General features: G+C 65.8%; 23 protein-coding genes and 2 tRNA genes. 6 read left to right on the top strand and 19 right to left on the bottom strand.

Annotation, left to right across the window (positions count from 1 at the left end):
• Positions 1–25: 25 nt before the first annotated feature.
• Positions 26–2,254: a TonB-dependent receptor gene (locus DCD74_RS03490; protein ID WP_112927642.1), complete on the bottom strand. Its 2,229-nt coding sequence runs from the start codon at positions 2,252–2,254 to the stop codon at positions 26–28.
• A gap of 171 nt (positions 2,255–2,425) precedes the next feature.
• Between DCD74_RS03490 and DCD74_RS03485 the strand changes: the two genes are divergently transcribed.
• The 6 genes from DCD74_RS03485 to DCD74_RS03460 all read left to right on the top strand — a co-directional run bounded on the left by DCD74_RS03485 (position 2,426) and on the right by DCD74_RS03460 (position 8,374).
• On the top strand, positions 2,426–3,829 hold the full coding sequence (locus DCD74_RS03485; protein ID WP_112926090.1) for a GntP family permease: 1,404 nt from the start codon (positions 2,426–2,428) through the stop codon (positions 3,827–3,829).
• A 55-nt stretch (positions 3,830–3,884) separates the two neighbouring features.
• Entirely contained in the window at positions 3,885–5,498 is a 1,614-nt protein-coding gene (locus DCD74_RS03480) for a GMC family oxidoreductase (RefSeq protein WP_112926089.1), read from the top strand.
• 4 nt (positions 5,499–5,502) lie between these two features.
• Positions 5,503–6,927: a coniferyl aldehyde dehydrogenase gene (locus DCD74_RS03475; RefSeq protein ID WP_112926088.1), complete on the top strand. Its 1,425-nt coding sequence runs from the start codon at positions 5,503–5,505 to the stop codon at positions 6,925–6,927.
• 182 nt (positions 6,928–7,109) lie between these two features.
• On the top strand, positions 7,110–7,772 hold the full coding sequence (locus tag DCD74_RS03470; RefSeq protein WP_112926087.1) for a class I SAM-dependent methyltransferase: 663 nt from the start codon (positions 7,110–7,112) through the stop codon (positions 7,770–7,772).
• A complete protein-coding gene (locus DCD74_RS03465) occupies positions 7,769–8,074 on the top strand; it encodes a YkgJ family cysteine cluster protein (protein WP_112926086.1) in 306 nt (101 codons plus the stop codon). Before DCD74_RS03470 ends, DCD74_RS03465 begins: the two co-directional genes overlap by 4 nt.
• Positions 8,075–8,077: 3 nt before the next feature.
• The gene (locus DCD74_RS03460; RefSeq protein WP_112926085.1) at positions 8,078–8,374 is read left to right on the top strand and encodes a hypothetical protein; all 297 of its coding nucleotides are present in this window, start codon (positions 8,078–8,080) and stop codon (positions 8,372–8,374) included.
• 28 nt (positions 8,375–8,402) lie between these two features.
• On the opposite strand, the gene DCD74_RS03455 is transcribed toward DCD74_RS03460, so the two are convergent.
• The 18 genes from DCD74_RS03455 to DCD74_RS03370 all read right to left on the bottom strand — a co-directional run bounded on the left by DCD74_RS03455 (position 8,403) and on the right by DCD74_RS03370 (position 25,936).
• Positions 8,403–9,713, bottom strand: a complete 1,311-nt coding sequence (locus DCD74_RS03455; RefSeq protein ID WP_112926084.1) for a PQQ-dependent sugar dehydrogenase — start codon at positions 9,711–9,713, stop codon at positions 8,403–8,405.
• Between the two features lie 274 nt (positions 9,714–9,987).
• Positions 9,988–10,641: a lysoplasmalogenase gene (locus DCD74_RS03450; RefSeq protein ID WP_217424280.1), complete on the bottom strand. Its 654-nt coding sequence runs from the start codon at positions 10,639–10,641 to the stop codon at positions 9,988–9,990.
• A 158-nt stretch (positions 10,642–10,799) separates the two neighbouring features.
• A tRNA-Met gene (locus tag DCD74_RS03445) sits at positions 10,800–10,876 on the bottom strand.
• 59 nt (positions 10,877–10,935) lie between these two features.
• Positions 10,936–12,393 (bottom strand): NADH-quinone oxidoreductase subunit NuoN, encoded by a 1,458-nt coding sequence (nuoN, locus tag DCD74_RS03440; RefSeq protein ID WP_112926082.1) that lies wholly within the window; start codon positions 12,391–12,393, stop codon positions 10,936–10,938.
• Between the two features lie 4 nt (positions 12,394–12,397).
• Positions 12,398–13,918 (bottom strand): NADH-quinone oxidoreductase subunit M, encoded by a 1,521-nt coding sequence (locus DCD74_RS03435; protein ID WP_112926081.1) that lies wholly within the window; start codon positions 13,916–13,918, stop codon positions 12,398–12,400.
• A gap of 49 nt (positions 13,919–13,967) precedes the next feature.
• Positions 13,968–16,022, bottom strand: a complete 2,055-nt coding sequence (gene nuoL, locus DCD74_RS03430) for an NADH-quinone oxidoreductase subunit L (RefSeq protein WP_112926080.1) — start codon at positions 16,020–16,022, stop codon at positions 13,968–13,970.
• A 52-nt stretch (positions 16,023–16,074) separates the two neighbouring features.
• Positions 16,075–16,392 (bottom strand): NADH-quinone oxidoreductase subunit NuoK, encoded by a 318-nt coding sequence (gene nuoK / locus DCD74_RS03425; RefSeq protein WP_112926079.1) that lies wholly within the window; start codon positions 16,390–16,392, stop codon positions 16,075–16,077.
• The gene (locus DCD74_RS03420; protein ID WP_112926078.1) at positions 16,392–17,027 is read right to left on the bottom strand and encodes an NADH-quinone oxidoreductase subunit J; all 636 of its coding nucleotides are present in this window, start codon (positions 17,025–17,027) and stop codon (positions 16,392–16,394) included. The genes nuoK and DCD74_RS03420 overlap by 1 nt, the downstream gene beginning before the upstream one ends.
• A gap of 7 nt (positions 17,028–17,034) precedes the next feature.
• Positions 17,035–17,523: an NADH-quinone oxidoreductase subunit NuoI gene (gene nuoI, locus DCD74_RS03415; RefSeq protein ID WP_112926077.1), complete on the bottom strand. Its 489-nt coding sequence runs from the start codon at positions 17,521–17,523 to the stop codon at positions 17,035–17,037.
• A 4-nt stretch (positions 17,524–17,527) separates the two neighbouring features.
• The gene (gene nuoH, locus DCD74_RS03410) at positions 17,528–18,610 is read right to left on the bottom strand and encodes an NADH-quinone oxidoreductase subunit NuoH (RefSeq protein WP_112926076.1); all 1,083 of its coding nucleotides are present in this window, start codon (positions 18,608–18,610) and stop codon (positions 17,528–17,530) included.
• Positions 18,607–20,838, bottom strand: a complete 2,232-nt coding sequence (gene nuoG, locus DCD74_RS03405; protein WP_112926075.1) for an NADH-quinone oxidoreductase subunit NuoG — start codon at positions 20,836–20,838, stop codon at positions 18,607–18,609. The genes nuoH and nuoG overlap by 4 nt, the downstream gene beginning before the upstream one ends.
• A 17-nt stretch (positions 20,839–20,855) precedes the next feature.
• Positions 20,856–22,217, bottom strand: coding sequence for an NADH-quinone oxidoreductase subunit NuoF (gene nuoF / locus DCD74_RS03400; RefSeq protein WP_112926074.1), 1,362 nt, complete (start codon positions 22,215–22,217; stop codon positions 20,856–20,858).
• Positions 22,218–22,220: 3 nt separating this feature from the next.
• The gene (nuoE, locus tag DCD74_RS03395) at positions 22,221–22,748 is read right to left on the bottom strand and encodes an NADH-quinone oxidoreductase subunit NuoE (protein ID WP_112926073.1); all 528 of its coding nucleotides are present in this window, start codon (positions 22,746–22,748) and stop codon (positions 22,221–22,223) included.
• Complete coding sequence (locus DCD74_RS03390) at positions 22,745–24,064, bottom strand: NADH-quinone oxidoreductase subunit D (RefSeq protein ID WP_112926072.1); 1,320 nt, start codon at positions 24,062–24,064, stop codon at positions 22,745–22,747. The genes nuoE and DCD74_RS03390 overlap by 4 nt, the downstream gene beginning before the upstream one ends.
• Positions 24,061–24,828, bottom strand: a complete 768-nt coding sequence (locus DCD74_RS03385; RefSeq protein ID WP_112926071.1) for an NADH-quinone oxidoreductase subunit C — start codon at positions 24,826–24,828, stop codon at positions 24,061–24,063. The genes DCD74_RS03390 and DCD74_RS03385 overlap by 4 nt, the downstream gene beginning before the upstream one ends.
• 11 nt (positions 24,829–24,839) lie before the next feature.
• On the bottom strand, positions 24,840–25,418 hold the full coding sequence (locus DCD74_RS03380) for a NuoB/complex I 20 kDa subunit family protein (protein ID WP_112926070.1): 579 nt from the start codon (positions 25,416–25,418) through the stop codon (positions 24,840–24,842).
• A complete protein-coding gene (locus DCD74_RS03375) occupies positions 25,409–25,765 on the bottom strand; it encodes an NADH-quinone oxidoreductase subunit A (protein WP_112926069.1) in 357 nt (118 codons plus the stop codon). The genes DCD74_RS03380 and DCD74_RS03375 overlap by 10 nt, the downstream gene beginning before the upstream one ends.
• 86 nt (positions 25,766–25,851) lie before the next feature.
• Positions 25,852–25,936 (bottom strand) — tRNA-Leu (locus DCD74_RS03370).
• Positions 25,937–25,959: the final 23 nt, after the last annotated feature.

Here is a 25,959-nt window from a genome sequence, read left to right as displayed (position 1 = left end):
GCGTTCGGGCGTCACGACCGGTGGATCAGAAGTCGTAGCGGGCGGTCAGCGTGTACTGGCGCGGCGGGCCGTAGAAACCGGTCAGCACGCCGTAGGCGGCGATGTTGTAGCCGGTGGTGCGGTATTCCTCGTCGGTCAGGTTGCTGCCCTGCAGCGACAGCGTCCACGGTGCGCTCGGCTTCCAGGTCACGCCGGCACCCAGCAGGCCGTAGGACGGCTGGTAGATCGCCTTGCTGAGATCGGTGGTCGGCCACACGCCGGTCTGGTAGCTGTAGCCGACGCGGGCGGAGAAGCTGCCGCCGTTGGCGAGCTCGGTGCGCCATTCCGCATTGATCGCGCCGGAGAACTTCGGTGCGTTGGTGAAGTGCTGCGTGTTGGCCACGTTGACGCCGCTGGTGATGAACTCGTCGTACTTGGAATCCAGCCAGGCCAGGTTGCCGCTGATCAGCCAGTGCGCGCTCGGCAGCCACTGGTATTCGATTTCGGCGCCGTTGACCGTGCCGCGACCGGCATTGGTGAAGTCACCGAAGAAGCTCTGCGTGCCGTTGGGCAGCGTGTAGCTGGTGAACACCGACAGCTGGATGTCCTTGTAGCGGTTGTGGAAGGCCGCGAGGTTGAGGAACAGGGTGTTGTCCAGCAGGCCCATCTTGGTGCCGATCTCGTAGCTGTCGACCGACTCGTCCTGGAAAGGCTCGCCCGAACGCGGCACCGCCGTGGTGTTGGCGCGGATGTTGTAGCCGCCCGACTTGAAGCCGCGCGACGCCAGGCCGTAGACCATGATGTCCGGCGTGACCTGGTAGTTCAGCGACACTTTCGGCGAGACGTTCTTGAAGTTGACCGTCTTGTTGAAGTTGGCCGCCGTGCCCCACGAGGTCGTGTACGCGAGGCTGGTGTAGAACTTGTTCAGCGCGATGGCGTGCTTGTCTTCGTCGGTGTAGCGGGCGCCGACATCCAGCGCCAGCTTTTCGGTGATGTCGAAGGTCCAGTCGGCATAGGCCGCGAAGGACTTGGTGTTGACTACGCCCTGGGTATCGCCGAACAGCGGGTTGGTCAGGCCGGTGGCCGCCAGCGGGTTGTAGAAATGGTTGAGCACCTGGCCGCCGGCATCGCCGTTGAAGGCATAGATGCCGAACACGCCGCGGGCGCGGCCACCGCCGTCGAAGTTGGCCTGCAGTTCGTGGCTGACCTGGCTGTCGTTGTAGTTGGCGTACACATCGACCAGGGTCAGCGGAGTGACGTCGAAGTCGATCGCGGTGTGGGTGTCGGACTCGCGCTTGGCGATGACGTACTTGACCGCCCAGTCCTCGTTGGGACGCCAGTTCACCGTGGCCGACATGCCCTTCATCGTGGTGTCGTTGACGTTGCGCATCGCGCTGCGGATGTCATAGCGGCTGGACAGCGGCGGATACGTCGGTGCCAGCGGGTTGGGCTCCAGCATCTTGGCGGCACGCATGCCGGAGCCGTCATCCATCCAGTCCAGCGCGAACTGCACGTCGAAGTTGTCACCGGCGAAGGCGCCGACCTGCAGGCGCGCGGCCTTGATGTCCTTGTCGCTGACCTGCTCGCCCGGCTGGTTGAGGATCTCGCCGAAGCCGTCGCGCTTCATGCTGGCCACGGCCAGGCGGGCACGCAGGCCGCTGTCCTCGCCGCCGATGGAGCCCCCCACGGCGGCCTTGACGTCACGCTGGTTGTAGTTGCCCACGCTGACCGAGGCGAAGCCCGAGGTCTTGGCCGGCAGAGCCTTCGAGATGTACTTGATCGCGCCGCCGATGGTGTTCTTTCCGTACAGCGTGCCCTGCGGGCCGCGCAGCACTTCGATGCGGTCCACGTCGAACACGTCGAGCAGCGCACCCTGCGGACGCGCGATGTAGACGTCATCCAGATAGATGCCCACGCCCGGGTCCACGCCCCACAGCGGATCGGCTTGGCCGACGCCGCGGATATAGGCCGTCACCGTGCTGGTGGAACCGCGCGCGGCGTAGATGGTCAGGTTCGGCACCTGTGCGTCCAGGTCACCGAGGTCCTTGACGTTGAGCTTGTCCAGCGTCTCCGGGGTGAACGCGGTGACCGCGACCGGCACTTCCTGCAGGGTCTCCTCGCGCTTGCGGGCGGTGACCACCACCGTGCCCAGGCTGCGTTCGGTCTTGCTGGTCGTGTCGTTGGCAGGCGCCTGCTGCGCGTGCGCGTTCGGCGCGACGAAGGCGGTGCCCGCCAGTGCCATGGCGATCGCCAGGCTCAAACCATTGCTTTTCATCTTCAACTCCCCGAGATGCTGCGATACGGCCGGGACCTTCCCCGCCGGGTTGGACGCATCATCGAACCTGCCACCGGGGCGCGGCATCGTACCTTCGGACAATGGGCCGGCCCGCCGCCCGCCCGGACACTGGCCCGGCCTTCCGCACGCCGCGGAACATGGGGATTCCTGATGTCGTTCCTGATCGTGCTGGCCGCGCTGTGCTTCCTGATGTACGTCGCCTATCGCGGCTACAGCGTCATCCTGTTCGCGCCCATCGCCGCGCTCGGCGCCGTGCTGCTGACCGATCCGCAGCTGGTCGCGCCGATGTTCACCGGCCTGTTCATGGACAAGATGGTGGGCTTCCTCAAGCTTTATTTCCCGGTGTTCCTGCTCGGCGCGGTGTTCGGCAAGCTGATCGAGATCTCCGGCTTCTCCAAGTCCATCGTCGCCGCCACCATCCGCGTGGTCGGCGCGCAACGCGCGATGCTCGCCATCGTGCTGGTCTGCGCGCTGCTGACCTACGGCGGGGTGTCGCTGTTCGTTGTGGTGTTCGCGGTGTATCCGTTCGCCGCCGAGCTCTTCCGCCAAGGCGACATCCCCAAGCGGCTGATCCCCGGCACCATCGCGCTCGGCGCGTTCACCTTCACCATGGACGCGCTGCCGGGCACGCCGCAGATCCAGAACATCATCCCCACCACCTTCTTCAAGACCGACACCTGGGCCGCGCCGTGGCTGGGCACGCTCGGCGGCACCTTCATCCTGGTGCTCGGCATGCTCTATCTCGACTGGCGCCGCCGCGTGGCGCTGCGCAACGGCGAGGGTTATGGCGATGCCGCGACCCTGCTCAACGAACCCGCCGCGTTCACCGGCGGCAAGCTGGCCAATCCCTTCATCGCGCTGCTGCCGCTGCTGCTGGTCGGCATCAGCAACAAGCTGTTCACCCTGCTGATTCCGCGCGTCTATGGGACCTCGCACGAATTCATCCCGGCGGTGATCGGCAGCCCGGCGCCGGTGGTGCAGGAAGTGTCGAAGGTGGCCGCGATCTGGGCCGTGCAGGGCGCCCTGCTGGTCGGCATCCTGTGCGTGATCGCGTTCGCGTGGAAGCCGGTGGTGGCGAGCTTCGCCGAAGGCACCAAGTCGGCGATCGGCGGGTCGCTCCTGGCGGCGATGAACACCGCATCGGAATACGGCTTCGGCGCGGTGATCGCCGCGCTGCCGGGTTTCCTGGTCGTCGCCAACGGGCTGTCGGCCATCCCCAATCCGCTGGTCAACGAAGCGATCACGGTGAGCGCGCTGGCCGGCATCACCGGCTCGGCCTCGGGCGGCATGTCGATCGCGCTGGCGGCGATGGCGGAAACCTTCATCGCCAATGCGCAGGCCGCCGGCATCCCGATGGAAGTGCTGCACCGCGTGGCGTCGATGGCCTCCGGCGGCATGGACACCCTGCCCCACAACGGCGCGGTGATCACTCTGCTCGCGGTGACCGGGCTGACCCATCGCCAGGCGTACAAGGACATCTTCGCCATCACGTTGATCAAGACGGCGGCGGTGTTCTTCATCATCGCGGTGTTCTACGCGACCGGCATCGTCTGACGCCCGGGGGGCTTCGCGGCGATACGATGTCGCCACCTCCCGTTGCGAAGCCCCGATGCCCGCGCATCACGACTACGACTATCTCGTCATCGGTTCGGGCTTCGGCGGCAGCGTCGCCGCGCTGAGGCTCGCTGAAAAAGGCTATCGCGTCGCGGTGCTGGAACAGGGCCGCCACTGGACGCCGGACACCCTGCCCACGAGCAACTGGCAACTCGCGCGCTGGCTGTGGAAGCCGCTGCTCGGCCTGCGTGGATTCTTCAGCCTGCGCTTCTTCCGCCATGTCGTGGTGCTGCACGGCAATGCGGTCGGCGGCGGTTCCATCACCTACGCGAACACCTTGCTGGTGCCTCCGCGCGAAGTCTGGCGGCAGGGCCAGTGGGCCGGCCTGCTGGATTGGGATGCGTTGATGCCGGCGCATTACGCCACCGCGATGCGCATGCTCGGCGTCACCCGCAACCGTCGCCCGGGTCCGGCGGACGAACGCCTGCGCATCGCCAGTGCGGATGCCGGGCTGACCGATGCCTACACGCTCACCGATGTCGGCGTGTATTTCGGTGGCGAGGGCGAAGCGCCCGGCACGCCGCATCCCGATCCCTATTTCGATGGCGAAGGCCCGGCGCGTGCAAGCTGCATCGCATGTGGCGGCTGCATGGTCGGCTGCCGCCACGGCGCGAAGAACACGCTCGACCTCAACTACCTGCACCTCGCGCAGAAGCGTGGCGCCGTGCTGCAGGCGGAAACCCGCGTCACCCGCATCCGCCCGCTCGATGCCGATGGCGGCACTGGTTACGAAGTGGACGTACGCCAAGGCTTCGGGCTGCGTGCAAAGCGGAAACGCCTGCGCTGCGAGGGCATCGTCATGGCCGCCTCGTCTCTTGGCACGCAGGACCTGCTGCTGCGTGCGAAGGATCGCGGCGACCTGTCGGCGCTCTCCGCGCAACTCGGGCGGCGCGTGCGCACCAATGCCGAATCGTTGATCGGCGTGCGTTTTCCCGGCAGCGATGTCGATCTCTCCACCGGCATCGCCATCGGTTCCGGCGTGCAGCTGGACGCGCACACGCATGTGGAAGCCACGCGCTACCCGGCCGGCTCGGATGCCATGGGCCTCATCTCCACGCTGATGGCGCGCGGCAAGCGCGACTGGCTGGCGACGATGCTCGGCATGGCCCTGCGTCATCCGCGCACCCTGTGGCGCACGCTCAAGCCCACCGGCTGGGCACGCGAGTCGATGATCCTGCTGTGCATGCAGACCCTCGACGATCACCTCGACATGCGGCTTGAACGGCCTTGGTTCTGGCCCTTCCGCAAGCAACTGGCCAGCCACGGGCCGCGCATCCCGACTTCGATCCCGCAGGCCAATGCGTTCGCGTTGCGGCTTGCGGAGCGCTTCGGCGGCACCGCGCTCACCTCGCTGCCGGAAGTGCTGTTCGGCATCCCGATGACCGCGCACTGCATGGGCGGCGCCGGCATGGGCGACAGCACCGACACCGGCGTCTGCGATGCCTGGGGCCGCGTGCATGGCTACCGCAATTTCATCATCTGCGATGGCGCCCTGCTCTCGTCCAACCTGGGCGTCAACCCGAGCCTCACCATCACCGCGCTGGCCGAACACGTGATGTCGGGCATCGCGCCAGCCGCTGCCGATCCGGAGTACGCCGTGGCACGATGACGCCATGGATGACACTCCCGACACCGCACTGACCCGCGCCTTCCGCGCACAACGCGACGCCGCCCTGCGCGACCCGATGCCGACGCATGCACGACGCATCGCCATGCTCGACGCGCTGGACGCCGCCGTACGCCGTCACGAACAGGATTGGGTCGATGCGATTTCCGCCGACTTCGGCCACCGTGCGCCCTTCGAAACGCGCCTGCTGGAATGGATGCCGCTGCTCACCGAGATCGCGCACCTCCGCCGCCACCTGAAGCGCTGGATGCGCCCGCGCAGCGTCACGCCGAACTGGAACTTCCTGCCCGGCCGTGCACAGCTGTATCCGCAGCCGCGTGGCGTGGTCGGCGTGATCGGCGCATGGAACTATCCACTGCTGCTCAACCTTTCGCCCGCCGTCAACGCGATCGCCGCCGGCAACCGGGTGATGATCAAGCCCTCCGAACACGCACCGGCCACCGCGGCGCTGATGCAACGCGTGGTCGCCGAATGCTTCGCCGCCGATGAAGTCGTGGTGGTCATGGGCGATGCGGAACTGTCCGCCGCCTTCGCCGCCCTGCCCTTCGACCACATCGTGTTCACCGGCTCGGGCCGCGTCGGGCGCAAGGTCATGGCTGCGGCTGCCGCCAACCTCACGCCGGTCACGCTGGAACTGGGCGGCAAGTCGCCGGCCATCGTCCACGACAGTTTCCATCTGGAAGATGCCGCCGACCGCATCGCCAGCGCCAAGTTCTGGAATGCCGGGCAGACCTGCATCGCGCCCGATTACGCGCTGGTGCCGGGCGCGAAGATCGACACCTTCGCCAACCACGCGATGGCGACCATCAAGCGGCGTTGGCCGCCGGCCAGCCGCGCCGACGACTACACCCGGATGATCGATGCCAAGGCACGGGCACGCATGCAGTCACTGGTTGACGATGCCGCCGCGCAAGGTGCGCGGATCCTGCAGGCATGGGCGCCCGACGATGCACGCGGCTTCCCGCCCACCCTGCTGCTGGATGTACGCCCCGACATGCAGGTGATGCAGGAGGAAATCTTCGGGCCGCTGCTGCCGGTCATCGGCTACGACACGCTGGACGATGCGCTCGGTTTCGTCCGCGAACGCGACCGCCCGCTCGCGCTCTACTACTTCGACCACGATGCCGGGCGCATCGACCATGTGCTCGTCACCACGCACGCCGGCGGCGTCACCGTGAACGATTGCATGGTGCATTTCGCACAGCATCGCCTGCCTTTCGGCGGCATCGGCGGCAGTGGCTTCGGTGCGTACCATGGCGAAGCGGGCTTCAACGCGCTGTCGCATTTCAAGCCGGTGCTGAGGCAAAGCACGCTCACCGCACGCCTGCTCGGGCGCCTCGCCAAGCCGCCGTATGGCCCGGATTCGTATCGGTTGCTGCGCCTGCTGGTAGGTCGCGGCCGCACCCGTTGATCCATCACGTTGATCACGCACGCGCACGGCGCGCGCCACGCGTGAACGGCTTGGGCAAGCCCATAGCGTAGGATGGGACGCACTGCACTGCCTCGTGCGTCCCGTCCGACGTCACCGTCGATCGCTTCGCTTCCTCTTACGCGTTCCGCCGCAACGCCGGCAACGCCCCTTTCGGAAGCGCCATGCCTGGTTACCACGTCCGCGAAATCGCATCCGCCATCGGCGGCCACGACTATCGCCTGCGCGTGCTCAACGACACCCAGCAGTTCGCCGACCCGGACGGCCACAGCGCCCGCATCGGCATTTCATCCGCGCAATGGAGCCTGTTCGGACAGCTCTGGCCCGCCGGCCGGCTGCTGGCGCAGGCGATGCATCGTTTCGACATCGCCGGCAAGCGCATCCTTGAACTGGGATGTGGCATCGGTCTGGCCAGTCTGGTGCTGCAGCGTCGCGGCGCCGAGATCGTCGCCACCGACGCGCATCCGCTGGCCGAAGTGTTCCTGGCCTACAACGCGGCATTGAACGCGCTGCCGGCCCTGCATTACCGGCAATTCCGCTGGGGCGAAGCCTTGCCGGCGCTGGGCAGCTTCGACGTCATCATCGCCAGCGACGTGCTGTACGAACGCGACCATGCCGAACTCGTCGCCGGCGTTGTCGAGCGCCACGCGCTGCCCGACGCCGAAGTGATGGTCACCGATCCCGGACGCGGCAACAGCACGCGCTTCGGTCGCCTGCTGGAGGCGCAGGGCTTCCATGTCGAGGCGGAACGCTGCCCGATGGACGATGCCGACCTGCCACCGCATCGCGGACGCATGCTGCATTTCCGTCGCGGGGTCATCGCATGAGCGCGGACTGCAGCCGTTGCGATGCGGTGTGCTGCCGGCTCACGGTCGTGCTGCAACCCCACGAACGCATCCCCGCGCACTACACCACCCACACCGAAGCGGGCCTGCATGTCATGGCGCGTGACGAGGAAGGCTGGTGCGTCGCGCTCGATTCCGCGCGCATGTGCTGCTCCATCTACGAGTCGCGCCCCGAGATCTGCCGCCGTTTCGTAATGGACGGCCCCTACTGCCGCGACGTACGCGCCGAATACGCGGAACGCACCGCGCGCGGCATCCCCATGACACTCGCCCCAGGAGGTTGATCCGTGCCAAGCCGCAAGAAGACACCCGTCGCCACGCCCGCTCCGGATGCCTCGCCCGCCACCGCCACGCCGCCCGCGCGGACACGCACCGGCGCGTTCTTACCCGCGCGCAAGGCCAGCGACCGTTCGCCGATGACGCATGAGGTGATCGCCGCCGATCTGGAAGCCTTCCGCAAATCAGGCGGCAAGATCGAAGTGCTCGGCGTGACCCGCACGCTGCAGCGCATCGGTGCCGATGCCAATGCCGACGAAGCGCCTTCCGCGCCCGCGCGACCCGGCGTGACCCGCAAGACGCGCTAGCCAGCCGGGGCCGGGACAGCCGGCAGAATCACTTCGAAGGTGCGACTCGCCACACCGCATTGCCGACATCATCGGCGACGAGGATGCCGCCTTCCGCCTGCATCGCGATGCCCACCGGCCGTCCACGCGCGTTGCCGCGCCCATCCAGGAAGCCGGTCAGCACATCCTGCATCGCGCCTGTCGGCCGTCCACCCGAGAACGGCACGAACACCACCTTGTAGCCGACCTGCGGCTTGCGGTTCCAGGAGCCGTGCAGTCCGATCACCGCGCCCGGCTTGCCGCCGCTCCATGCACCGCCCTGCGTGAATGCCAGACCCAATGGCGCGACATGGCTGCCCAGCGCGAAATCCGGCTTGATCGCCTTCGCCACCTGCGCGGGGTCCTGCGGCTTGACCCGCGCATCCACGTGCTGCCCCCAATAGCTGTACGGCCAGCCGTAGAAACCGCCTTCGCGCACCGACGTCAGGTAGTCCGGCACCAGATCGTTGCCCAGTTCGTCGCGCTCGTTCGCCACCGCCCACAGCGCGCCGCCCGAAGGCTCCCACGCCAACCCGACTGGATTGCGGATGCCGGATGCGAACACCCGGAACGCGCCGGTCCTAGGATCGACTTCCAGGATCGCCGCACGGTTCTGCTCGGCGGCCATGCCGTTCTCGGCCACGTTGCTGTTTGAGCCGACGCCAACGTAGAGGCGCGTTCCATCGCGGCTGGCGATCAGGCTCTTGGTCCAGTGATGATTGAGTTCATCGCCCTTGCCGGGCAGGTCGATAAGTTTGGTTGGCGCGGCATCGCTCTTGAGCTGCCCGGCCTGATACGGCACCCAGACCAACGCATCGGCGTTGGCGACATAAAGGCGATCACCCACCAGCGCCATCCCGAACGGTGAATGCAGTCCGCTCAGGAAAGGCTGCCTGATTTCCGCGACGCCATCGTGGTCGGCATCGCGCAACAGGGTGATGCGATCCGCACTGGGCGCACCGGCCCCCGCCTTCTTCATCACCGAGCCCATGATCCTGCCCTTGATGCCTTTCACGCCGCCCTTGCCGGCCGGCCCGTTGGACTCCGCCACCAGCACATCGCCATTCGGCAGCACCAGCAACCAGCGCGGGTGATCAAGCCCGTCGGCGAATCGCGTGACCGCCAGACCGCCGCTGGCTGTGGGCGCCGCGCCATCGGGCCAGCCGGTGGCAGGCGCGATGTCCACGGTCGGGATCAGCGATCGTTGCGGTGCCGGCAACTTGGGATCCGCGCCGATGCTGCTGCCTTCGGGCAGTGTCTGGCCGCCGCTGCAGGCAGCCGCGAGGACGGCGCTGGAAACCAACAACAGTGCGATGCGCATTTCACATCTCCGCAAGGTTTGATCCGGCTTGGATGCGGGAAGACGCAGGTCCACCTATGTCGCATCAGAGGCACGCTTCCCCATCAACCCGTAGCTGACGGGCGAGTGTCGCGCCGCCCGGCGGCAACATGACGTGAAATACCGGGCCTTGGGCAGGTGGGCCTTGTCGATGTGGGATGCGGTCGAGATGCACGCATCACGATTCATCGCGTACTTGCAGCTTGTCGATGCCGGCACATCGATGCACGTGCGATGCCGAGGCACCCGCGTCGTTTCAGTTCGTGGCGTGCAGTCCCAACGTCGACAGCAGCACGATCTGCGCGAGGTAGTACAGCGGAAGCCCCCACAGCCGGTTCACGTAGCCCGGCGACACGAAGCGATCACGCGCCACCGAGATATCCGAGACCGCGAACAGCACGGCGCCCGCCGCCAACGACCACGTGCCGGTCGCGACACTCGCGGCCACCGACAGCGAGACAATCATCACGATGGCCAGCACATAGGCGGGCACGGCGAAGCGGTACAGGCCGGAAAGATGCGGCCTCAGCCACGCAAGGATGGCGATGCCGAATGCCGCCATGACCACCACGGCGCCGATGGCCGCCCGCCCGTCGAACCCGTGCAGGACAAACGCCCACGAGAACGCGAGGTGCGCCAGCAAGAAACTGGCGATGCCGATCAGGAAGATCCGGCTGCGGGTGGACAGCAGCAGCACATCGCCCAGCCAGCTCAACCCGAGCGCGAGGAGGATGGCGCGCCCGTATGCCGAGGCCGCCGCATCCAGCTGCAGTGCCAGCAGCACGAAGGCCGTGCTGGCCAGGGTCTTGAAGATCATCCGGCCCGTGCGCCAGTGCCGCACTTCGGAGAACAGCAACGCCGTGCACGCCAAGGCGCATGCGCTGATCGTCACCCATGCAGAAGCCGGCATCGTTCCTTCCTTGGCTTGCGGTGCCTCGCGCGAAGTGGCCACGATGGCGACCGGCACAAGGCCCATCAGTCGCGAGGCTAACCCGACATCACGGTGTCCGGCTATCGAAAGACAAAAAAAACGGCGTGACCGGAGCAAGGTCACGCCGCATATCGTGTTGGTAGCGGGGGCAGGATTTGAACCTGCGACCTTCGGGTTATGAGCCCGACGAGCTGCCAGACTGCTCCACCCCGCATCAGGAGCGGAATTATGCGCGATGCATCCAATCGATGCAAGCGCAGCGATGAATCCAGATCAGGCGGCGAACACCTGGCGGCACCAGGCCATCAGCGGATTCAGGCCCAGGCTGAGCGCCAGCATCAACAGTGCATTGACCGCGAACAGCACGCGCAGGCCGCGATTGTCGCGGGGCCGCGCCACTTCGCTGCTGCCGGCTTCCTCGAAATACATCACCTTGATGACGCGCAGGTAGTAGAACGCGCCGACCACCGCGAACACGATGCCGACGATCGCCAGCCACAGCATGTCGCCCTGCACCGCCGCGCTGATCACATCGAGCTTGGTGAAGAAACCAACGAACGGCGGCACGCCGGCCAGCGAAGCCATCACGCACATCACCAGGAACGCCATCCACGGATCGCGTGCGGACAGGCCGCAGTAATCGGCGATCTCCTCGGCTTCGAAACCCTGCCGCGACATCAGCACGATCGCGCCGAACGCCGCCATCGAAGTGATCGCATAGATCACCGCGTAGAACAGCGCCGCACCGTAACCGGCGATACCGCCACCAGCCACGCCCATCAGCAGGAAACCGATGTGCGAGACCGTTGAGTAGGCGAGCATGCGCTTGAGGTTGGTCTGCGCCAGCGCGACCAGGTTGCCGACCGCCAACGACAGCGCCGACAGGCCGCCGACCAGCACGCGCCACTTGTCATCCAGCGGGCCCAGGCCGGATTCCAGCAGGCGGTAGGCCATCAGGAAGGCCGCGACCTTCGGCGCCGCGCTGAGGAACATGGTGATCGGCGTCGGGGCGCCCTGGTAGACGTCCGGCAGCCACATGTGGAACGGGGCCGCGCCGAGCTTGAAGGCCACGCCCGCCACCACAAAGACCATGCCGGCCAGCAGCAGGTTGGCGTTCTCGCCGCCCGCAGCAGCCACGGCGCGGATGCCCGGCAGGTCCAGCGTGCCGGTCGCCCCGTACAGCAGCGACATGCCGTACAGCAGCATGCCGGAAGCCAGCGCACCCAACACGAAGTACTTCATGCCGGCTTCGGTCGCCAGCGGGTTGTCGCGCTCCAGCGCGACCAGCGCGTAGGAGCACAGCGCCAGCATTTCCAGGCCGACGTAGATCATCACCAGGTTGTTGGCGGACGACAGCAGCATCATGCCGAGCGTGGCGAACAGGATCAGCACCGGGACTTCGCCCTTGTAGCTGCCGCGTTCCTTGAAGTAATCGAAGCCGTAGGCCAGCGTCGCCGCGCTGCCGAAGCAGATCACGCCCTTGGCCAGGTCCGACAGGCCGTCGCGCACGAACATCTCGTGCATGACCACGCCGTGCCCACCGATGCCGGTGGCCGCCATCATGCCCACCACCATCAGCACGATGAGCGCGAGCAGCATCGTCCAGCCACGCTGGCGTGCGTCGAAGAACAGGTCGAACAGCAGCAGCGCGAACGCGGAAGCGGCGAGCGTCAGCTCCGGCAGCAGCGGCCAGAGTTCGGCGATCGTCAGGGCGGGAAGCGTATTGGCCATCGTCTTACAGTCCGGAAAGCTTGCTGGTGGCGAGCTGGTTCGCCAGTTGCGCGATGGACGGCTCCATCAGGTCGGTGAGCGGCTTCGGCCACAGACCGATGATCAGCACGCCCGCGGCGAAGGCCGCCAGCATGAAGGCCTCGCGGCGGTTGACGTCCTTCATCTCGGCGACGTGCGGGTTGTTGACCTCGCCCCAGATCACGCGCTTGGTCAGCCACAGCGTGTAGGCGGCGCCGGTGATGAGCGTGGTGGCGGCGGCGAACGCGAGCCACGGATGCTGCTGGAAGCTGGCCAGGATCACCATGAACTCGCCGACGAATCCGCTGGTGGCCGGGAGGCCGGAGTTGGCGAAACCGAAGAACACGAAGAACGCGGCGAACCACGGCATGCTGTTCGCCACGCCGCCGTAGTCGCGGATCATGCGGGTGTGCATGCGGTCATACAGCACGCCGATGCAGGAGAACATCGCGCCGGAGATGAAACCGTGCGAGATCATCTGCACCATCGCGCCCTGCAGGCCCAGGCGGGCGGCGTCGGCGTTGCCGCTGTCACGCATCAGCCCCATGGCGATGAAGATGCCGAGCGTCACGAAGCCCATGTGCGAGATCGACGAATAGGCGACCAGCTTCTTCATGTCGTCCTGCACCAGTGCGACCAGGCCGATGTAGATGATGGCGATGAGCGAAAGCACGATCACCAGCCAGGCGTATTCGTGGCTGGCATCCGGCACGATCGGCAGGTTGAAGCGCAGGAAGCCGTAGCCACCGATCTTCAGCATGATGGCGGCCAGCACCACCGAACCGGCGGTCGGCGCCTCGACGTGCGCGTCCGGCAACCAGGTGTGCACCGGGAACATCGGCACCTTGACCGCGAACGCGGCGAAGAAGGCAAAGAACAGCCAGGTCTGCTCCTTCATCGTCAGCGGCAACGCGGTCATGTCCGCCAGCTGCCAGCTGCCGCCCTTCATGTACAGGTAGACCAGGCCCACCAGCATGAAGACCGAACCGAGGAAGGTGTAGAGGAAGAACTTGATCGAGGCATACACGCGGCGCGGGCCGCCCCAGACGCCGATGATGATGAACATCGGGATCAGCATGCCTTCGAAGAACACGTAGAACAGCACGGCGTCGAGCGCGGCGAACACGCCGACCATCAGGCCTTCGAGGATCAGGAAGGCCGCGAAATACTGGTTCACCCGCTTGTCGATCGAGCCCCACGCGCCGAGCACCACCAGCACCGTGGTGATCGTGGTCAGCAGGATCAGCGCGACCGAAATGCCGTCGGCACCGAGGTGGTAGAAGATGTCGTAGGCCGCGATCCACGGCGCGTTCTCGACGAACTGCATGCCCGGGTTGGCGTGGTCGAAGCCGCTGACCAGTCCGACGCTGACCAACAGCACCAGCAAAGAGACCAGCAGCGCGGTCCAGCGCGCGGTGTTGGCAGGCATGCGCCCCATCGCGAGCAGCGCCGCGCCTCCCAAAATCGGCAGCCACACCAGCAGGCTGAGCAAAGGCAACTGGCTCACAGGTCACATTCCTTCTTGTTCTGCCGGACTTCCATCACTTCAACCCGCCTCACATCCACGCCTTGATGAGCCAGCCCAGCAACGCGATCAGGCCCAGGATCATCGCGAACGCGTAGCTGTACAGCCGCCCGTTCTGCACCTTGCGTACCTTGCCGGCCGCCGCGCCGATCACGTTGGCGCTGCCATCGACGATGGCGCGGTCGATCACCATCGAATCGAACCAGCGGAACGCCTTGCCCAGCAGCACGCCACCGCCGGCGAAACCGTTGATCCACAGCTTGTCGAAGCCGTACTTCTCTTCAAGGATGCGGATCGGCAGGCGGAATATCTGCGCGGCTTTCTTCGGCAGCTGCGGCCAGAGGATGTACATCGCCGTGGCCAGCGCGAAGCCCAGCAAGGCCAACCAGAACGCCGGCGTTGCGAAACCATGCAGCGCGAACTTCACCGGGCCGTGCCAGTCTTCCGCCGCGATCTTCGCCATCACGTCGTGTGCCGGCGCCAGGTCGATCGCGCCCTGGAAGAACGGCACCTGCTTGTGGTGGCCGCTCCAGTCGGTACCGAACAGCATCGGGCCCGCGGTGAAGAAGCCGATGATGATCGACGGAATCGCCAGCAGCACCAGCGGCAGCGTCACCACCCACGGGCTTTCATGCGGTTCATGCGCGCCGTGATGGCCGTGGTCGTCGTGGTGCGCATCGGCATGATGGTCGTCATGGTGCGCGTCGCGGAAACGCTCCGGCCCGAAGAACGTCAGGTACAGCAGCCGGAAGCTGTAGAACGAAGTGACGAACGCGCCGAGCAGCACGGCCCAATAGCCATACGTGGCGATGAAGCCGCCGGTTTCGTGCGCGTGCTCGCCGGCGGCGACGATGATCGCGTCCTTCGAGTAGTAGCCGCTGAAGAACGGCGTGGCGACCAGCGCCAACGTGCCGATGACCGAGGTCCAGAAAGTGATCGGCATGTACTTGCGCAGGCCACCCATCTTCCGCATGTCCTGCTCGTGGTGCATGCCGATGATCACAGAGCCGGCGGCCAGGAACAGCAGCGCCTTGAAGAAGGCATGCGTCATCAGGTGGAAGACCGCGGCCGAATACGCCGACACGCCCAGCGCCACCGTCATGTAGCCCAGCTGCGACAGCGTGGAGTACGCGACGACGCGCTTGATGTCGTTCTGCACCATGCCGATCAGGCCGGTCCAGAACGCGGTTGTGGCGCCGATGAACAGCACGAAGTTGAGCGCGGTCTGCGACAGCTCGAACAGCGGCGACATGCGCGCGACCATGAAGATGCCCGCGGTCACCATCGTCGCAGCGTGGATCAGCGCGGAGATCGGCGTCGGGCCTTCCATCGAATCCGGCAGCCAGACGTGCAGCGGCACCTGCGCCGACTTGCCCATCGCGCCGATGAACAGGCAGATGCAGATGAAGGTCGCGGCGCTCCAGCCTTCGAAACCCGGAACGGTCTGGCCCGCGAGCACCGGGATGTTGGCGAACACCGTGCCGTAGTCAAGCGACTTGAACCAGAACAGGATGCCGGCGATGCCGAGCAAAAAGCCGAAGTCGCCGACGCGGTTGACCAAGAAGGCCTTCAGGTTGGCGAAGATCGCGGTCGGCTTCTTGAACCAGAAGCCGATCAGCAGATAGGACACCAGGCCCACCGCTTCCCAGCCGAAGAACAGCTGCATGAAGTTGTTGCTCATCACCAGCATGAGCATCGAGAAGGTGAACAGCGAGATGTAGCTGAAGAAACGCTGGTAACCCGGATCTTCGTGCATGTAACCGATGGTGTAGACGTGCACCAGCAGCGAAACGAAGGTGACGACGACCATCATCATCGCGGTCAGCTTGTCGACCATGAAGCCGACATGCGCCTGGTAGCTGCCGATCTCGAACCACGTGTAGAGGTTCTGGTTGAACGGCGATGCGCCCTGCCCGACCAGCTGCCAGAGCACGTAGGCCGACAGGGCGAAGCTCACCGCGACACCGGCGATGGTGGCGGTATGCGCGCCCGCGCGGCCGATCTGGCGCCCGAACAGGCCGGCCAGGATCGAGCCCAGCAGCGGCGCCAGCACGATGATCAGCAGATGGGTGGTGGAGATGGTCATGTGTTCGGTTTCGCCGTTTTACCGGTGGGTGTTGCGACTGCGGAGTGCCGACTCAGCCCTTGAGCGAGTCGATCTTCATCACTTCGATGGTGCGGCGGCTGCGGAACAGCGCGACCAGGATGGCCAGGCCGATCGCCGCCTCGGCCGCGGCCACGGTCAGGATGAAGAACACGAAGATCTGCCCCGCCGCGTCTTCCATGTGGCGCGAGAAGGCGACGAAGTTGATGTTGACCGCGAGCAGCATCAGCTCGATCGACATCAGCAGGATGATCACGTTCTTCCGGTTGAGGAAGATGCCGGCCACGCTGATGCAGAACAACACCGCGCCGAGCGTGAGGTAGTGGCCGAGGCCCACGGGTACGTCGAACATCAGGGAGCCTCCGGGTTGTCCTGGGCGATGGGCTGCGGCTTCACCGCCTCCATCTTCACCATGCGGATGCGGTCCTGCGCGCGCACCGCCGACTGCTCCGACGGGTTCTGGTGCTTGTTGCCGGTGCGACGGCGCAGGGTGAGCATCACCGCCGCGATGACCGCGACCGTCAGGATCACCGCCGCCAGCTCGAACGGCAGCAGGAACTTGGTGTAGAGCGTTTCGGCCAGCCACTTGGTGTTGCCGATGCCACTGGCCTCCACCGTGTTCGGGCCGAAGCCGGCCATGCGCGCACGCACGCCGATGAGCGCGAGGATCTCGACCAGCATCACCACCGCGACCACCAGGCCGACCGGCAGGTAGCGCACGAAGCCTTCGCGCATCGGCGTGGTGTCGACATCCAGCATCATCACCACGAACAGGAACAGCACCATCACCGCGCCGACGTAGACCAGGATCAGCGACACGCCGAGGAATTCGGCACCGGCGATGATCCAGGTGCAGGCGATGGAGAAGAACGTCAGCACCAGCAGCAAGGCTGCGTGCACCGGGTTCTTCACGCTGATCACGCCCACGGCCGCCATGACGGCAGCGGCGGCGAATGCGTAGAAGGCGGTGAGAATCACGGAGTCCATGTCGTCCTCAGCGGTACGGCGCGTCGGCCGCGCGGCGTTCGGCGATCTCGGCCTCGAGCCGGTCACCGATGGCGAGCAGGGTCGGCTTGGTCAGGATGTTCTGGCCACGCCGGTCGAAGTGGTATTCGTGCACGTGCGTCTCGACGATCGAATCCACCGGGCAGGATTCCTCGCAGAACCCGCAGAAGATGCACTTGAACAGGTCGATGTCGTAGCGGGTGGTGCGGCGGGTGCCGTCCTCGCGACGCTCCGAGTCGATGGTGATCGCCAGCGCCGGGCACACCGCCTCGCACAGCTTGCAGGCGATGCAGCGCTCTTCGCCGTTCGGGTAGCGGCGCAACGCATGCAGGCCACGGAAGCGCGGCGACTGCGGCGTCTTCTCCATCGGATACATCAGGGTGTACTTGGGACGGAACAGGTACTTCAGCGTCAGCCACAAGCCCTTGAACATCTCAATGAGCATCAGGCTCTTGAAGTAATGCACGATGCGGTTCACGTGATCAGACTCCCGCCTTGACGACGCCGTAGAACACCAGCAACGCGGTGACCGCGATCCAGGCGATGGTGATCGGGATGAAGACCTTCCAGCCGAGCCGCATGATCTGGTCGTAGCGGTAGCGCGGGAACGAGGCGCGGAACCAGATGAAGCAGCTCATGAAGAACGCCACCTTGGCGAACAACCAGGGCCAGCCGCCCTGCCAGATCCAGTTCACCAGCCAATGCACGTCGCCCATGTCCACCCAGCCCTGCAGCGGGGACAGCCAGCCACCGGCGAAGAAGATCGCGGTGAGGAAGCTCACCAGGATCATGTTGGCGTACTCGGCCAGGAAGAACAGCGCGAACTGCGAGCCCGAGTATTCGACCATGTGGCCGGCGACGATTTCCGACTCGCCTTCCACCACGTCGAACGGCGCGCGGTTGGTTTCGGCCACGCCCGAGATGAAGTAAACGAGGAACAGCGGCAGCAGGGGCAGCCAGAACCATTCGAACACGCCGGCATTACCGCTCTGTGCCATCACGATCTCGCTGAGGTTCAGGCTGCCCGAGGCGATCATCACGCCGACCAGCGCGAAGCCCATCGCGATTTCGTAGCTCACCACCTGCGAGGCCGAACGCATCGCACCGAGGAAGGCGTACTTGGAGTTCGATGCCCAGCCAGCCAGGATCACGCCGTACACGCCGAGCGAGGTCATCGCCAGCAGGTACAACAGGCCGGCGTTGGCATTCGACAGCACCAGCTGTGCATCGAACGGCACCACCGCCCAGGCGGCGAACGAAGGCGCCAGCACGATCAGCGGGGCCAGGATGTAGAGGAACTTGCTGGCCTGGCTGGGCTGCACCACTTCCTTGAACAGCAGCTTGAAGACGTCGGCGAAGGCCTGGAACACGCCGAAACCGACGTACATCGGCCCGTGGCGGACATGCATCCAGCCGATCAGCTTGCGCTCCCAGACCACGTAGAAAGCCACCGCGATGATCACCGGCACGGCGATCGCCAGGACCTTCAGCACGATCCACAGCACGATGCCGATGTTGCCGAGCTGCATGAACCAGTCGTGCAGCATGTCGATGTAATGGCTCATGCGGGTTTCGCCTCCACACGGCTGGCGGCCAGCGGCGCGGTGGCGCCGTAACCGGATTCGACCCAGACCACGCCCGGCGCGACCTTGTCGCTGACCTCGACCGGCAACGCGGCGGTGCCGGCGCCGGTCGAGAACTTGCCCATGGCGCCATCCTTCAGGCCGGCGGCGGTCGCGGTTTCGGCATTCAGCACCGCACGCGGCCCGACCGTCAGCGGGTGCGCCTGCAGGGCAGCCGCGCGACGCACCGTGCCATCGGTGCGATAGATGGCCTGCGATGCGGCGATCTCGAGACCCGGCGAACCGGACAGCGCGACGTTGCCGGCACGCACTTCGACCTTGCGCGGCTGCATCGAGGCGCGCAGCCCCGCGATATCGGTGAAACCGAAGCCGTCGGCGAACAGCGACGCACCGAGCGCACGCAGCACGCGCCAGCCTTCGCGCACATCGCCGCGCAGCTTGCCGGCCGGCTGCGTCTGCTGCTCGCGGCCATCCATGTTGGTCAACGTGGCTTCGATTTCGGGCAGCAGCGCGATCGGCAGGATCACGTCGGCGACCGCACGCGTCGAACGGCAGGCGTAATGGCTGAAGGCCACCGTCTTCGCGGTGCCGAGCGCACGCATCGCCACGCCCTGGTCGGCGAAGTCGAGGCCCGGCTCGATGCCGTACATCACATAGGCCTGCCGCGCCTCGCGCAGCATGTCCTGGGTCGGACGCTGGGTCGGCAACACGCCCTGCTTCGCCAGGCCGATGGCATTGGCGCCCTGCGGAAGCCGGCAGACCCGCGCACCGGTGCGGTCGGCGAACAGCTGCGCGGCCTTGCGGATGGCGGAGGCATGCGCGCCGTTCTCGGCCACGCCGCCGACGATCAGCACTGCGCGTTCGGTGTCACCGATATCGAGGGCGCCGAGCGCATCGGCCAACTGCGACGGCGCTGCGATGGCCTTGCCGGCCAGGTCGAAGGCGAAATCGAAATCGACCGGATTGACCGAATAGACCTTGGCGCCGCGCTTCCACGCCTTGCGCACGCGCTGGTGCAGCAGCGGTACTTCGTGGCGCAAATGGCTGCCGAGGATGACGATGGCATCGGCATGCTCGATGTCTTCCACGCGCATGCCGGAGACTTCAGCGATGGCGGCATCCGACAGGTCGTGCTGGCTGATGCGGTGGTCGATGTTGCCGGTTTCGAGCGCGGCGGCAAGGCGTGCAAGCAACGCGCCCTCCTCGTTCGAAGTGGCCGGATGCACCAGCACGCCGAGCGCATCACCCGCATGATCACGCAGGATCTGCGCGGCCACGCCGAGCGCTTCATCCCAACCCGCTTCGCGGAAGGCCTCGGGCTCGCTGCCCTCGCCCACGCGGATCATCGGCTTGAGCGCACGGTCCTCGGCATACATGCCTTGGTGCGCGTAGCGGTCGCGATCGGACAGCCAGCATTCGTTGACGGCCTCGTTGTCGCGCGGCACCGCACGCATCACGTCGCCGCGGCGCGCGTGCAGGAACAGGTTGCTGCCGAGCGCATCGTGGAAGCCCAGCGAATCCTTGGCGATCAGTTCCCACGGACGCGCCTTGAACTGGAACACCTTGTTGGTCAGCGCACCGACCGGGCAGACGTCGATGACGTTGCCGGACAGTTCGGTGGTCAGCGGCTTGCCGTCGAACGTGCCGATCTGCAGGTTCTCGCCACGCTGCATGCCGCCCAGTTCATAGGTGCCGGCGATGTCGGCGGTGAAGCGGATGCAGCGCGTGCACTGGATGCAGCGCGTCATCTCGGTCGCGACCAGCGGGCCCATGTCCTCGTCGGCGACGACGCGCTTCTTCTCGGAATAACGGCTGATGCCGCGGCCGTAGCCCATCGACACGTCCTGGAGCTCGCACTCGCCGCCCTGGTCGCAGATCGGGCAATCCAGCGGGTGGTTGATCAGCAGGAATTCCATCACGTTGCGCTGCGACTTCAACGCCTTGTCGCTGCGCGTGAACACCTTCATGCCATCGGCGACCGGCGTGGCGCAGGCCGGCAGCGGCTTCGGGCTCATGCGACCGCCCATCTCCGCTTCCACCAGGCACATGCGGCAGTTGGCAGCGATCGGCAGCTTCTCGTGATAGCAGAAGCGCGGGATCGGGATGCCGGCCTTGTCGGCGGCATGGATGATCATCGCGTTCTTCGGCGTGGCCAGTTCGACGCCGTCGATGAAGACGGTGACGTGGTCCGGCGGCAGGTTCGGGTTCACCGGGGACGGAGGCGTGCTCACGCGGCCTCCTTCTGCACGACGGTGCCGTTTTTCTGGTCATCGACCAGGAAGCGCTTGTTCACGATGGCGTATTCGAACTCGTCCCAGAAATGATGCAGGAAACCCTGCACCGGCCAGGCGGCGGCCTCGCCGAAGGCACAGATGGTGTGGCCTTCGATCTGCCCCGCCGACGCACGCAGCATCTGCAGGTCGTCCATGGTCGCTTCCATGTTGACGATGCGCGTCAGCAGCCGGTACATCCAGCCGGTGCCTTCGCGGCACGGCGTGCACTGGCCGCAGCTTTCCTTGAAATAGAACCGCGAGATGCGTTGGCAGGCGCGCACCATGCAGGTGGTCTCGTCCATCACGATGACCGCGCCGGAGCCTAGACCCGAACCGGCCTTGCCGATGCTGTCGTAATCCATCGTGCAGGCCATCATGGTGTTGGCCGGCAGCACCTTCATCGAAGAGCCGCCCGGGATCACCGCCTTCAGCTTGTGGCCGTTGCGGATGCCGCCGGCCAGTTCCAGCAGCTGCGCGAACGGCGTGCCGAGGCGGATCTCGTAGTTACCCGGCTTCGCCACATGGCCCGACACCGAAAACACCTTCGGGCCGCCGTTGTTGGGGATGCCGAGGTCGGCGAACCACTGCGCGCCGTTGCGGATGATCGCCGGCACCGAGGCATAGGTCTCGGTGTTGTTGATGGTGGTCGGCTTGCCGTACAGGCCGAAATTGGCCGGGAACGGTGGCTTGAAGCGCGGCTGGCCCTTCTTGCCTTCCAGCGATTCCATCAGCGCGGTTTCCTCACCACAGATGTAGGCGCCGGCGCCAAGCGCGCCGTAGATGTCGATGTCGATGCCGCTGCCCAGCACGTTCTTGCCGAGCCAGCCGTGCTCGTAGGCTTCCTTGAGCGCGGATTCGAAATGCTCGAACGGTTCGTGGTGGAACTCGCCGCGCAGGTAGTTGTAGGCGACGGTCGAGCCGGTCGCGTAGCAGGCGATCGCCATGCCCTCGACCACCGAATGCGGGTTGTAGCGCAGGATGTCGCGGTCCTTGGCCGTGCCGGGCTCCGATTCATCGGAATTGCAGAGGATGTACTTCTGCATGTCGCCCTTCGGCATGAAGCTCCACTTCAGGCCGGTCGGGAAGCCCGCGCCGCCGCGGCCACGCAGGCCGGACTGCTTGACCATCTCGATGACGTCGGCCGGCGCGATCTTCTCTTCGAGGATCTTGCGCAACGCCGCGTAGCCACCGGTCTTCAGGTAGTTGTCGTACGACCACGGCTTGTCGAAATGCAACGTCGTGTAGACCACGCTGTGCTCCGACGGTGCGGGACCGACCGGGCCGTAACCTTCGCTGTAGTGGGAATGATGAGCCATCGTTTACTTCAACCCGTCCAGCAGCTCGTCGACCTTCGCCGCATCGAGCTTCTCGTGGTAATGCCCGTTGATCACGACCACCGGCGCACCGCAGCAGGCGGCCACGCACTCTTCCTCGCGCTTGAGGAAGACGCGGCCATCGGCGGTGGACTCGCCCAGCCTGCAGCCGAGTTTCTTCTCGGCGTGCGCGACCAGGTCCTCGGCACCATTCAACCAGCAGCTGATGTTGGTGCAGAAGGCGACGTTGTTGCGGCCGACCTTCTCGGTCTCGAACATCGAATAGAACGTGGCGACTTCATACGCCCACACCGGCGGCAGGCCCAGGTACTTGGCGACGCCGGCGATGATCTCGTCGGACAGCCAGCCGCCGTTCTGCTCCTGCGCGGCATGCAGGCCCTGCAGCACGGCCGAACGCTTGCGGTCCGCCGGGAACTTGGTCAACCAGTGGTCGATGTGGGCGCGCGTCGCGTCGCTCAGCACGACCATCGGGTCGACGTTGCGCGCGTTCTCGAAATTGCCGGTGGCCTTCATCGATCGATCTCGCCAAACACGATGTCATAGGTGCCGATCATCGCCACCACGTCGGCCAGCATATGGCCCTTGACGATGGCGTCCATCGACGAAAGATGGGCAAAACCCGGGGCGCGCAGCTTGCAGCGGAACGGCTTGTTGGCGCCGTCGCTGACCAGCCAGCAACCGAACTCGCCCTTCGGCGCTTCCACCGCCGCATAGGTCTCGCCCGCCGGCACCGAATAGCCTTCGGTGAACAGCTTGAAGTGGTGGATGAGCGCTTCCATGTCGTCCTTCATCGCTTCGCGCGAAGGCGGCGTCACCTTGTGGTTGTCCAGCATCACCGGGCCGGGGTTGGCCTTCAACCACTTCACGCACTGCTGGATGATGCGGTTGGACTCGCGCATCTCCGCCACGCGGACCAGATAGCGGTCATAGCAGTCGCCCTTCACGCCCACCGGGATGTCGAAATCCACCTCGGCGTACTTGGCGTAGGGCTGCTTCTTGCGCAGGTCCCAGGCGATGCCGGAACCGCGGATCATCGGGCCGGTCATGCCCCAGGCATGGGCCTGCTCCGGCGTCACCACGCCGATGCCGACGGTGCGCTGCTTCCAGATGCGGTTGTCGGTCAGCAGCGTCTCGTATTCGTCGACGCGCTTCGGGAAGTCATTCGTGAAGGCTTCGAGGTAATCGAGCATCGAACCTTCGCGCCACTCGTTGAAGCGCTTGAGCTTGGCGCCCTTCTTCCACTTCGATTCCTTGTACTGCGGCATGCGGTCCGGCAGGTCGCGGTACACGCCGCCCGGACGGTAGTAGGCCGCGTGCATGCGCGCACCCGACACCGCCTCGTACACGTCCATCAACTCTTCGCGTTCGCGGAAGGCGTAGAGGAACACAGCCATCGCGCCGAGATCGAGCGCGTTGGAACCGATCCACATCAGGTGGTTCAGGATGCGGGTGATCTCGTCGAACATCGTGCGGATCCACTGCGCGCGTTCCGGAGCTTCGACGCCGAGCAGGGTCTCGATGGCACGCACATAGGCATGCTCGTTGCACATCATCGACACGTAGTCGAGGCGGTCCATGTAACCGATCGACTGGTTGAACGGCTTGGATTCGGCGAGCTTCTCGGTGCCCCGGTGCAGCAGGCCGACGTGCGGGTCGGCGCGCATCACGGTCTCGCCGTCCATCTCCAGGATCAGGCGCAGCACGCCGTGTGCGGCCGGATGCTGCGGGCCGAAGTTCAGCGTGTAGTTGCGGATTTCCTGGCGCGCTTCCAGCGGATTGCTGGCGAAGGCGGTGGAAGCCGGCGGGCTCTGCAGGCTGGGCGCGCTCATCGGGCGGCTCCGTTGATCTTGAGGTCCTTCGACTCGCCCTGCGCGGTGTCGAAGCGGGAATCGTCACGCACCACGCGCGGCACGCCGACGCGCGGCTCGACGCTGGTCACCGGCTCGTAGATCACGCGCTGCTTGTCGGCGTCGTAGCGGACTTCGACATTGCCGATCAGCGGGAAATCCTTGCGGAACGGGTGGCCGACGAAACCGTAGTCGGTGAGAATGCGGCGCAGGTCCGGGTGGCCACGGAAGACGATGCCGAACAGGTCGAAGGCTTCGCGCTCGAACCAGTCGGCGCCTGCCCAGAGCGAGGTCAGCGAATCGACCACCGGCAGCGCATCGTCGGCGCAGAATTCGCGCAGGCGCACACGCTGGTTGTTCGATACCGAGAGCAGGTGCGCGACGGCGGCGAAACGGCGACCGGCGACCGGCTGCACGAGCTCGGTGCCGGCAGGCTGCGCGGCCTGCTCGGTCATCGGCTCGCCCCACTTGAAGCGACCGGGGCCACGGCCTTCGACACCACGGCTGAAGCCCTGCGACGAGACTTCGGTATCCCATTCGTCGCTGCCGTAGCCGAGGTAGTCGATGCCGCTGACATCGACGCACTGCTCGAAACCGAATTCGTCGCGCAGGGTCCGCGCGACATCGCGCCAGCCACCCGCCTGCACTTCAACGGTCACTTCGCCACGCGGTTCGGCGACGTGCACTTCGCAGCCCGGGAAGCGGGCGCGCAGGGCATCGGCGAAGGTCGCTGCGTTCTGGTTCATCGGGTTCGCACTCACGAATGGGTGGCGATGGCGCCCTGCGACGACTTGTCGCCGAACACCGTCGTGCGCCGGATCTTCTTCTGCAACTGCAGGATGCCGTAGGCCAGCGCTTCGGCGGTCGGCGGGCAGCCTGGCACGTAGACATCGACCGGCACCACGCGGTCACAGCCGCGCACCACCGAATAGGAATAGTGGTAGTAGCCGCCGCCGTTGGCGCAGCTGCCCATCGAGATGACCCACTTGGGGTCGGGCATCTGGTCGTAGACCTTGCGCAGCGCCGGCGCCATCTTGTTGACCAGCGTGCCGGCCACGATCATCACGTCGGACTGGCGCGGCGACGGGCGAAACACCACGCCGAAGCGGTCCATGTCCAGGCGCGCGGCACCCGCGTGCATCATCTCCACCGCGCAGCAGGCCAGGCCGAAGGTCATCGGCCACATCGAGCCGGTACGCGCCCAGTTCCACAGCGCGTCCATGCTGGTGGTGACGTAGCCCTGCTGCATGACCGGGTTGTCGCCCTCGGGGCGCAGCAGGTCATCCAGACGGCCTTCCGGCAGCGGGTTGTAGAACGGCGTGTGGCTCACTCCCATTCGAGTGCTCCCCTCTTCCAGACGTAGATGAAACCGAGGAACAGCATCCCGACGAACAGGCCCATGGTGACCAGGCTGCGCACGCCGATCTCCATGAACACCTGCGTCCACGGCACGATGAAGATGATTTCCAGATCGAAGATGATGAACTGGATGGCGATGAGGTAATAACGCACGTCGAACTGCATGCGCGCGTCCTCGAACGGCAGGAAGCCGCACTCGTACGGGGACAGTTTCTCGGCGCTGGGCTTCTTGGGCCCGACCAGGTTGCCGATCACGATCAGCGCGATGCCGATACCGGTGGCAACGATCAAAAACAGCAGGGTCGGCAGGTATTCGGCCAGCACGTGCGTTCTCGTCAGCTAGGCCGCATGAGGAAGCGGCGTGGCTATTGTGCAACCGGGCCCCAAGTGAGGCCCGGTTGCGCGAAGAGTGGTGCCCAAGGGGGGACTCGAACCCCCACGACCTAAGCCGCTACCACCTCAAGGTAGTGCGTCTACCAATTCCGCCACCTGGGCAAATCTTCCGTCTGCATCGCGAT

Source organism: Lysobacter oculi (assembly GCF_003293695.1).
In the GTDB taxonomy this organism is placed as follows: domain Bacteria; phylum Pseudomonadota; class Gammaproteobacteria; order Xanthomonadales; family Xanthomonadaceae; genus Solilutibacter; species Solilutibacter oculi.
Note: the sequence above shows the minus strand (reverse complement) of the source record. Positions and strands in the feature narration are given on the sequence as shown.

What these genes read in the sequence shown, in the direction of transcription:
- nuoN (WP_112926082.1), bottom strand. Translation starts at nt 12,393, where the DNA reads ATGGCCAATACGCTTCCCGCCCTGACGATCGCCGAACTCTGGCCGCTG.
- DCD74_RS03390 (WP_112926072.1), bottom strand. Translation starts at nt 24,064, where the DNA reads ATGAGCGCGCCCAGCCTGCAGAGCCCGCCGGCTTCCACCGCCTTCGCC.
- DCD74_RS03490 (WP_112927642.1), bottom strand. Translation starts at nt 2,254, where the DNA reads ATGAAAAGCAATGGTTTGAGCCTGGCGATCGCCATGGCACTGGCGGGC.
- DCD74_RS03420 (WP_112926078.1), bottom strand. Translation starts at nt 17,027, where the DNA reads ATGGACTCCGTGATTCTCACCGCCTTCTACGCATTCGCCGCCGCTGCC.
- DCD74_RS03455 (WP_112926084.1), bottom strand. Translation starts at nt 9,713, where the DNA reads ATGCGCATCGCACTGTTGTTGGTTTCCAGCGCCGTCCTCGCGGCTGCC.
- DCD74_RS03465 (WP_112926086.1), top strand. Translation starts at nt 7,769, where the DNA reads ATGAGCGCGGACTGCAGCCGTTGCGATGCGGTGTGCTGCCGGCTCACG.
- nuoK (WP_112926079.1), bottom strand. Translation starts at nt 16,392, where the DNA reads ATGTTCGACGTACCCGTGGGCCTCGGCCACTACCTCACGCTCGGCGCG.
- DCD74_RS03480 (WP_112926089.1), top strand. Translation starts at nt 3,885, where the DNA reads ATGCCCGCGCATCACGACTACGACTATCTCGTCATCGGTTCGGGCTTC.
- nuoE (WP_112926073.1), bottom strand. Translation starts at nt 22,748, where the DNA reads ATGAAGGCCACCGGCAATTTCGAGAACGCGCGCAACGTCGACCCGATG.
- DCD74_RS03485 (WP_112926090.1), top strand. Translation starts at nt 2,426, where the DNA reads ATGTCGTTCCTGATCGTGCTGGCCGCGCTGTGCTTCCTGATGTACGTC.
- DCD74_RS03470 (WP_112926087.1), top strand. Translation starts at nt 7,110, where the DNA reads ATGCCTGGTTACCACGTCCGCGAAATCGCATCCGCCATCGGCGGCCAC.
- nuoL (WP_112926080.1), bottom strand. Translation starts at nt 16,022, where the DNA reads ATGACCATCTCCACCACCCATCTGCTGATCATCGTGCTGGCGCCGCTG.
- DCD74_RS03475 (WP_112926088.1), top strand. Translation starts at nt 5,503, where the DNA reads ATGGATGACACTCCCGACACCGCACTGACCCGCGCCTTCCGCGCACAA.
- DCD74_RS03380 (WP_112926070.1), bottom strand. Translation starts at nt 25,418, where the DNA reads ATGGGAGTGAGCCACACGCCGTTCTACAACCCGCTGCCGGAAGGCCGT.
- DCD74_RS03385 (WP_112926071.1), bottom strand. Translation starts at nt 24,828, where the DNA reads ATGAACCAGAACGCAGCGACCTTCGCCGATGCCCTGCGCGCCCGCTTC.
- nuoF (WP_112926074.1), bottom strand. Translation starts at nt 22,217, where the DNA reads ATGGCTCATCATTCCCACTACAGCGAAGGTTACGGCCCGGTCGGTCCC.
- nuoH (WP_112926076.1), bottom strand. Translation starts at nt 18,610, where the DNA reads ATGAGCCATTACATCGACATGCTGCACGACTGGTTCATGCAGCTCGGC.
- DCD74_RS03450 (WP_217424280.1), bottom strand. Translation starts at nt 10,641, where the DNA reads ATGCCGGCTTCTGCATGGGTGACGATCAGCGCATGCGCCTTGGCGTGC.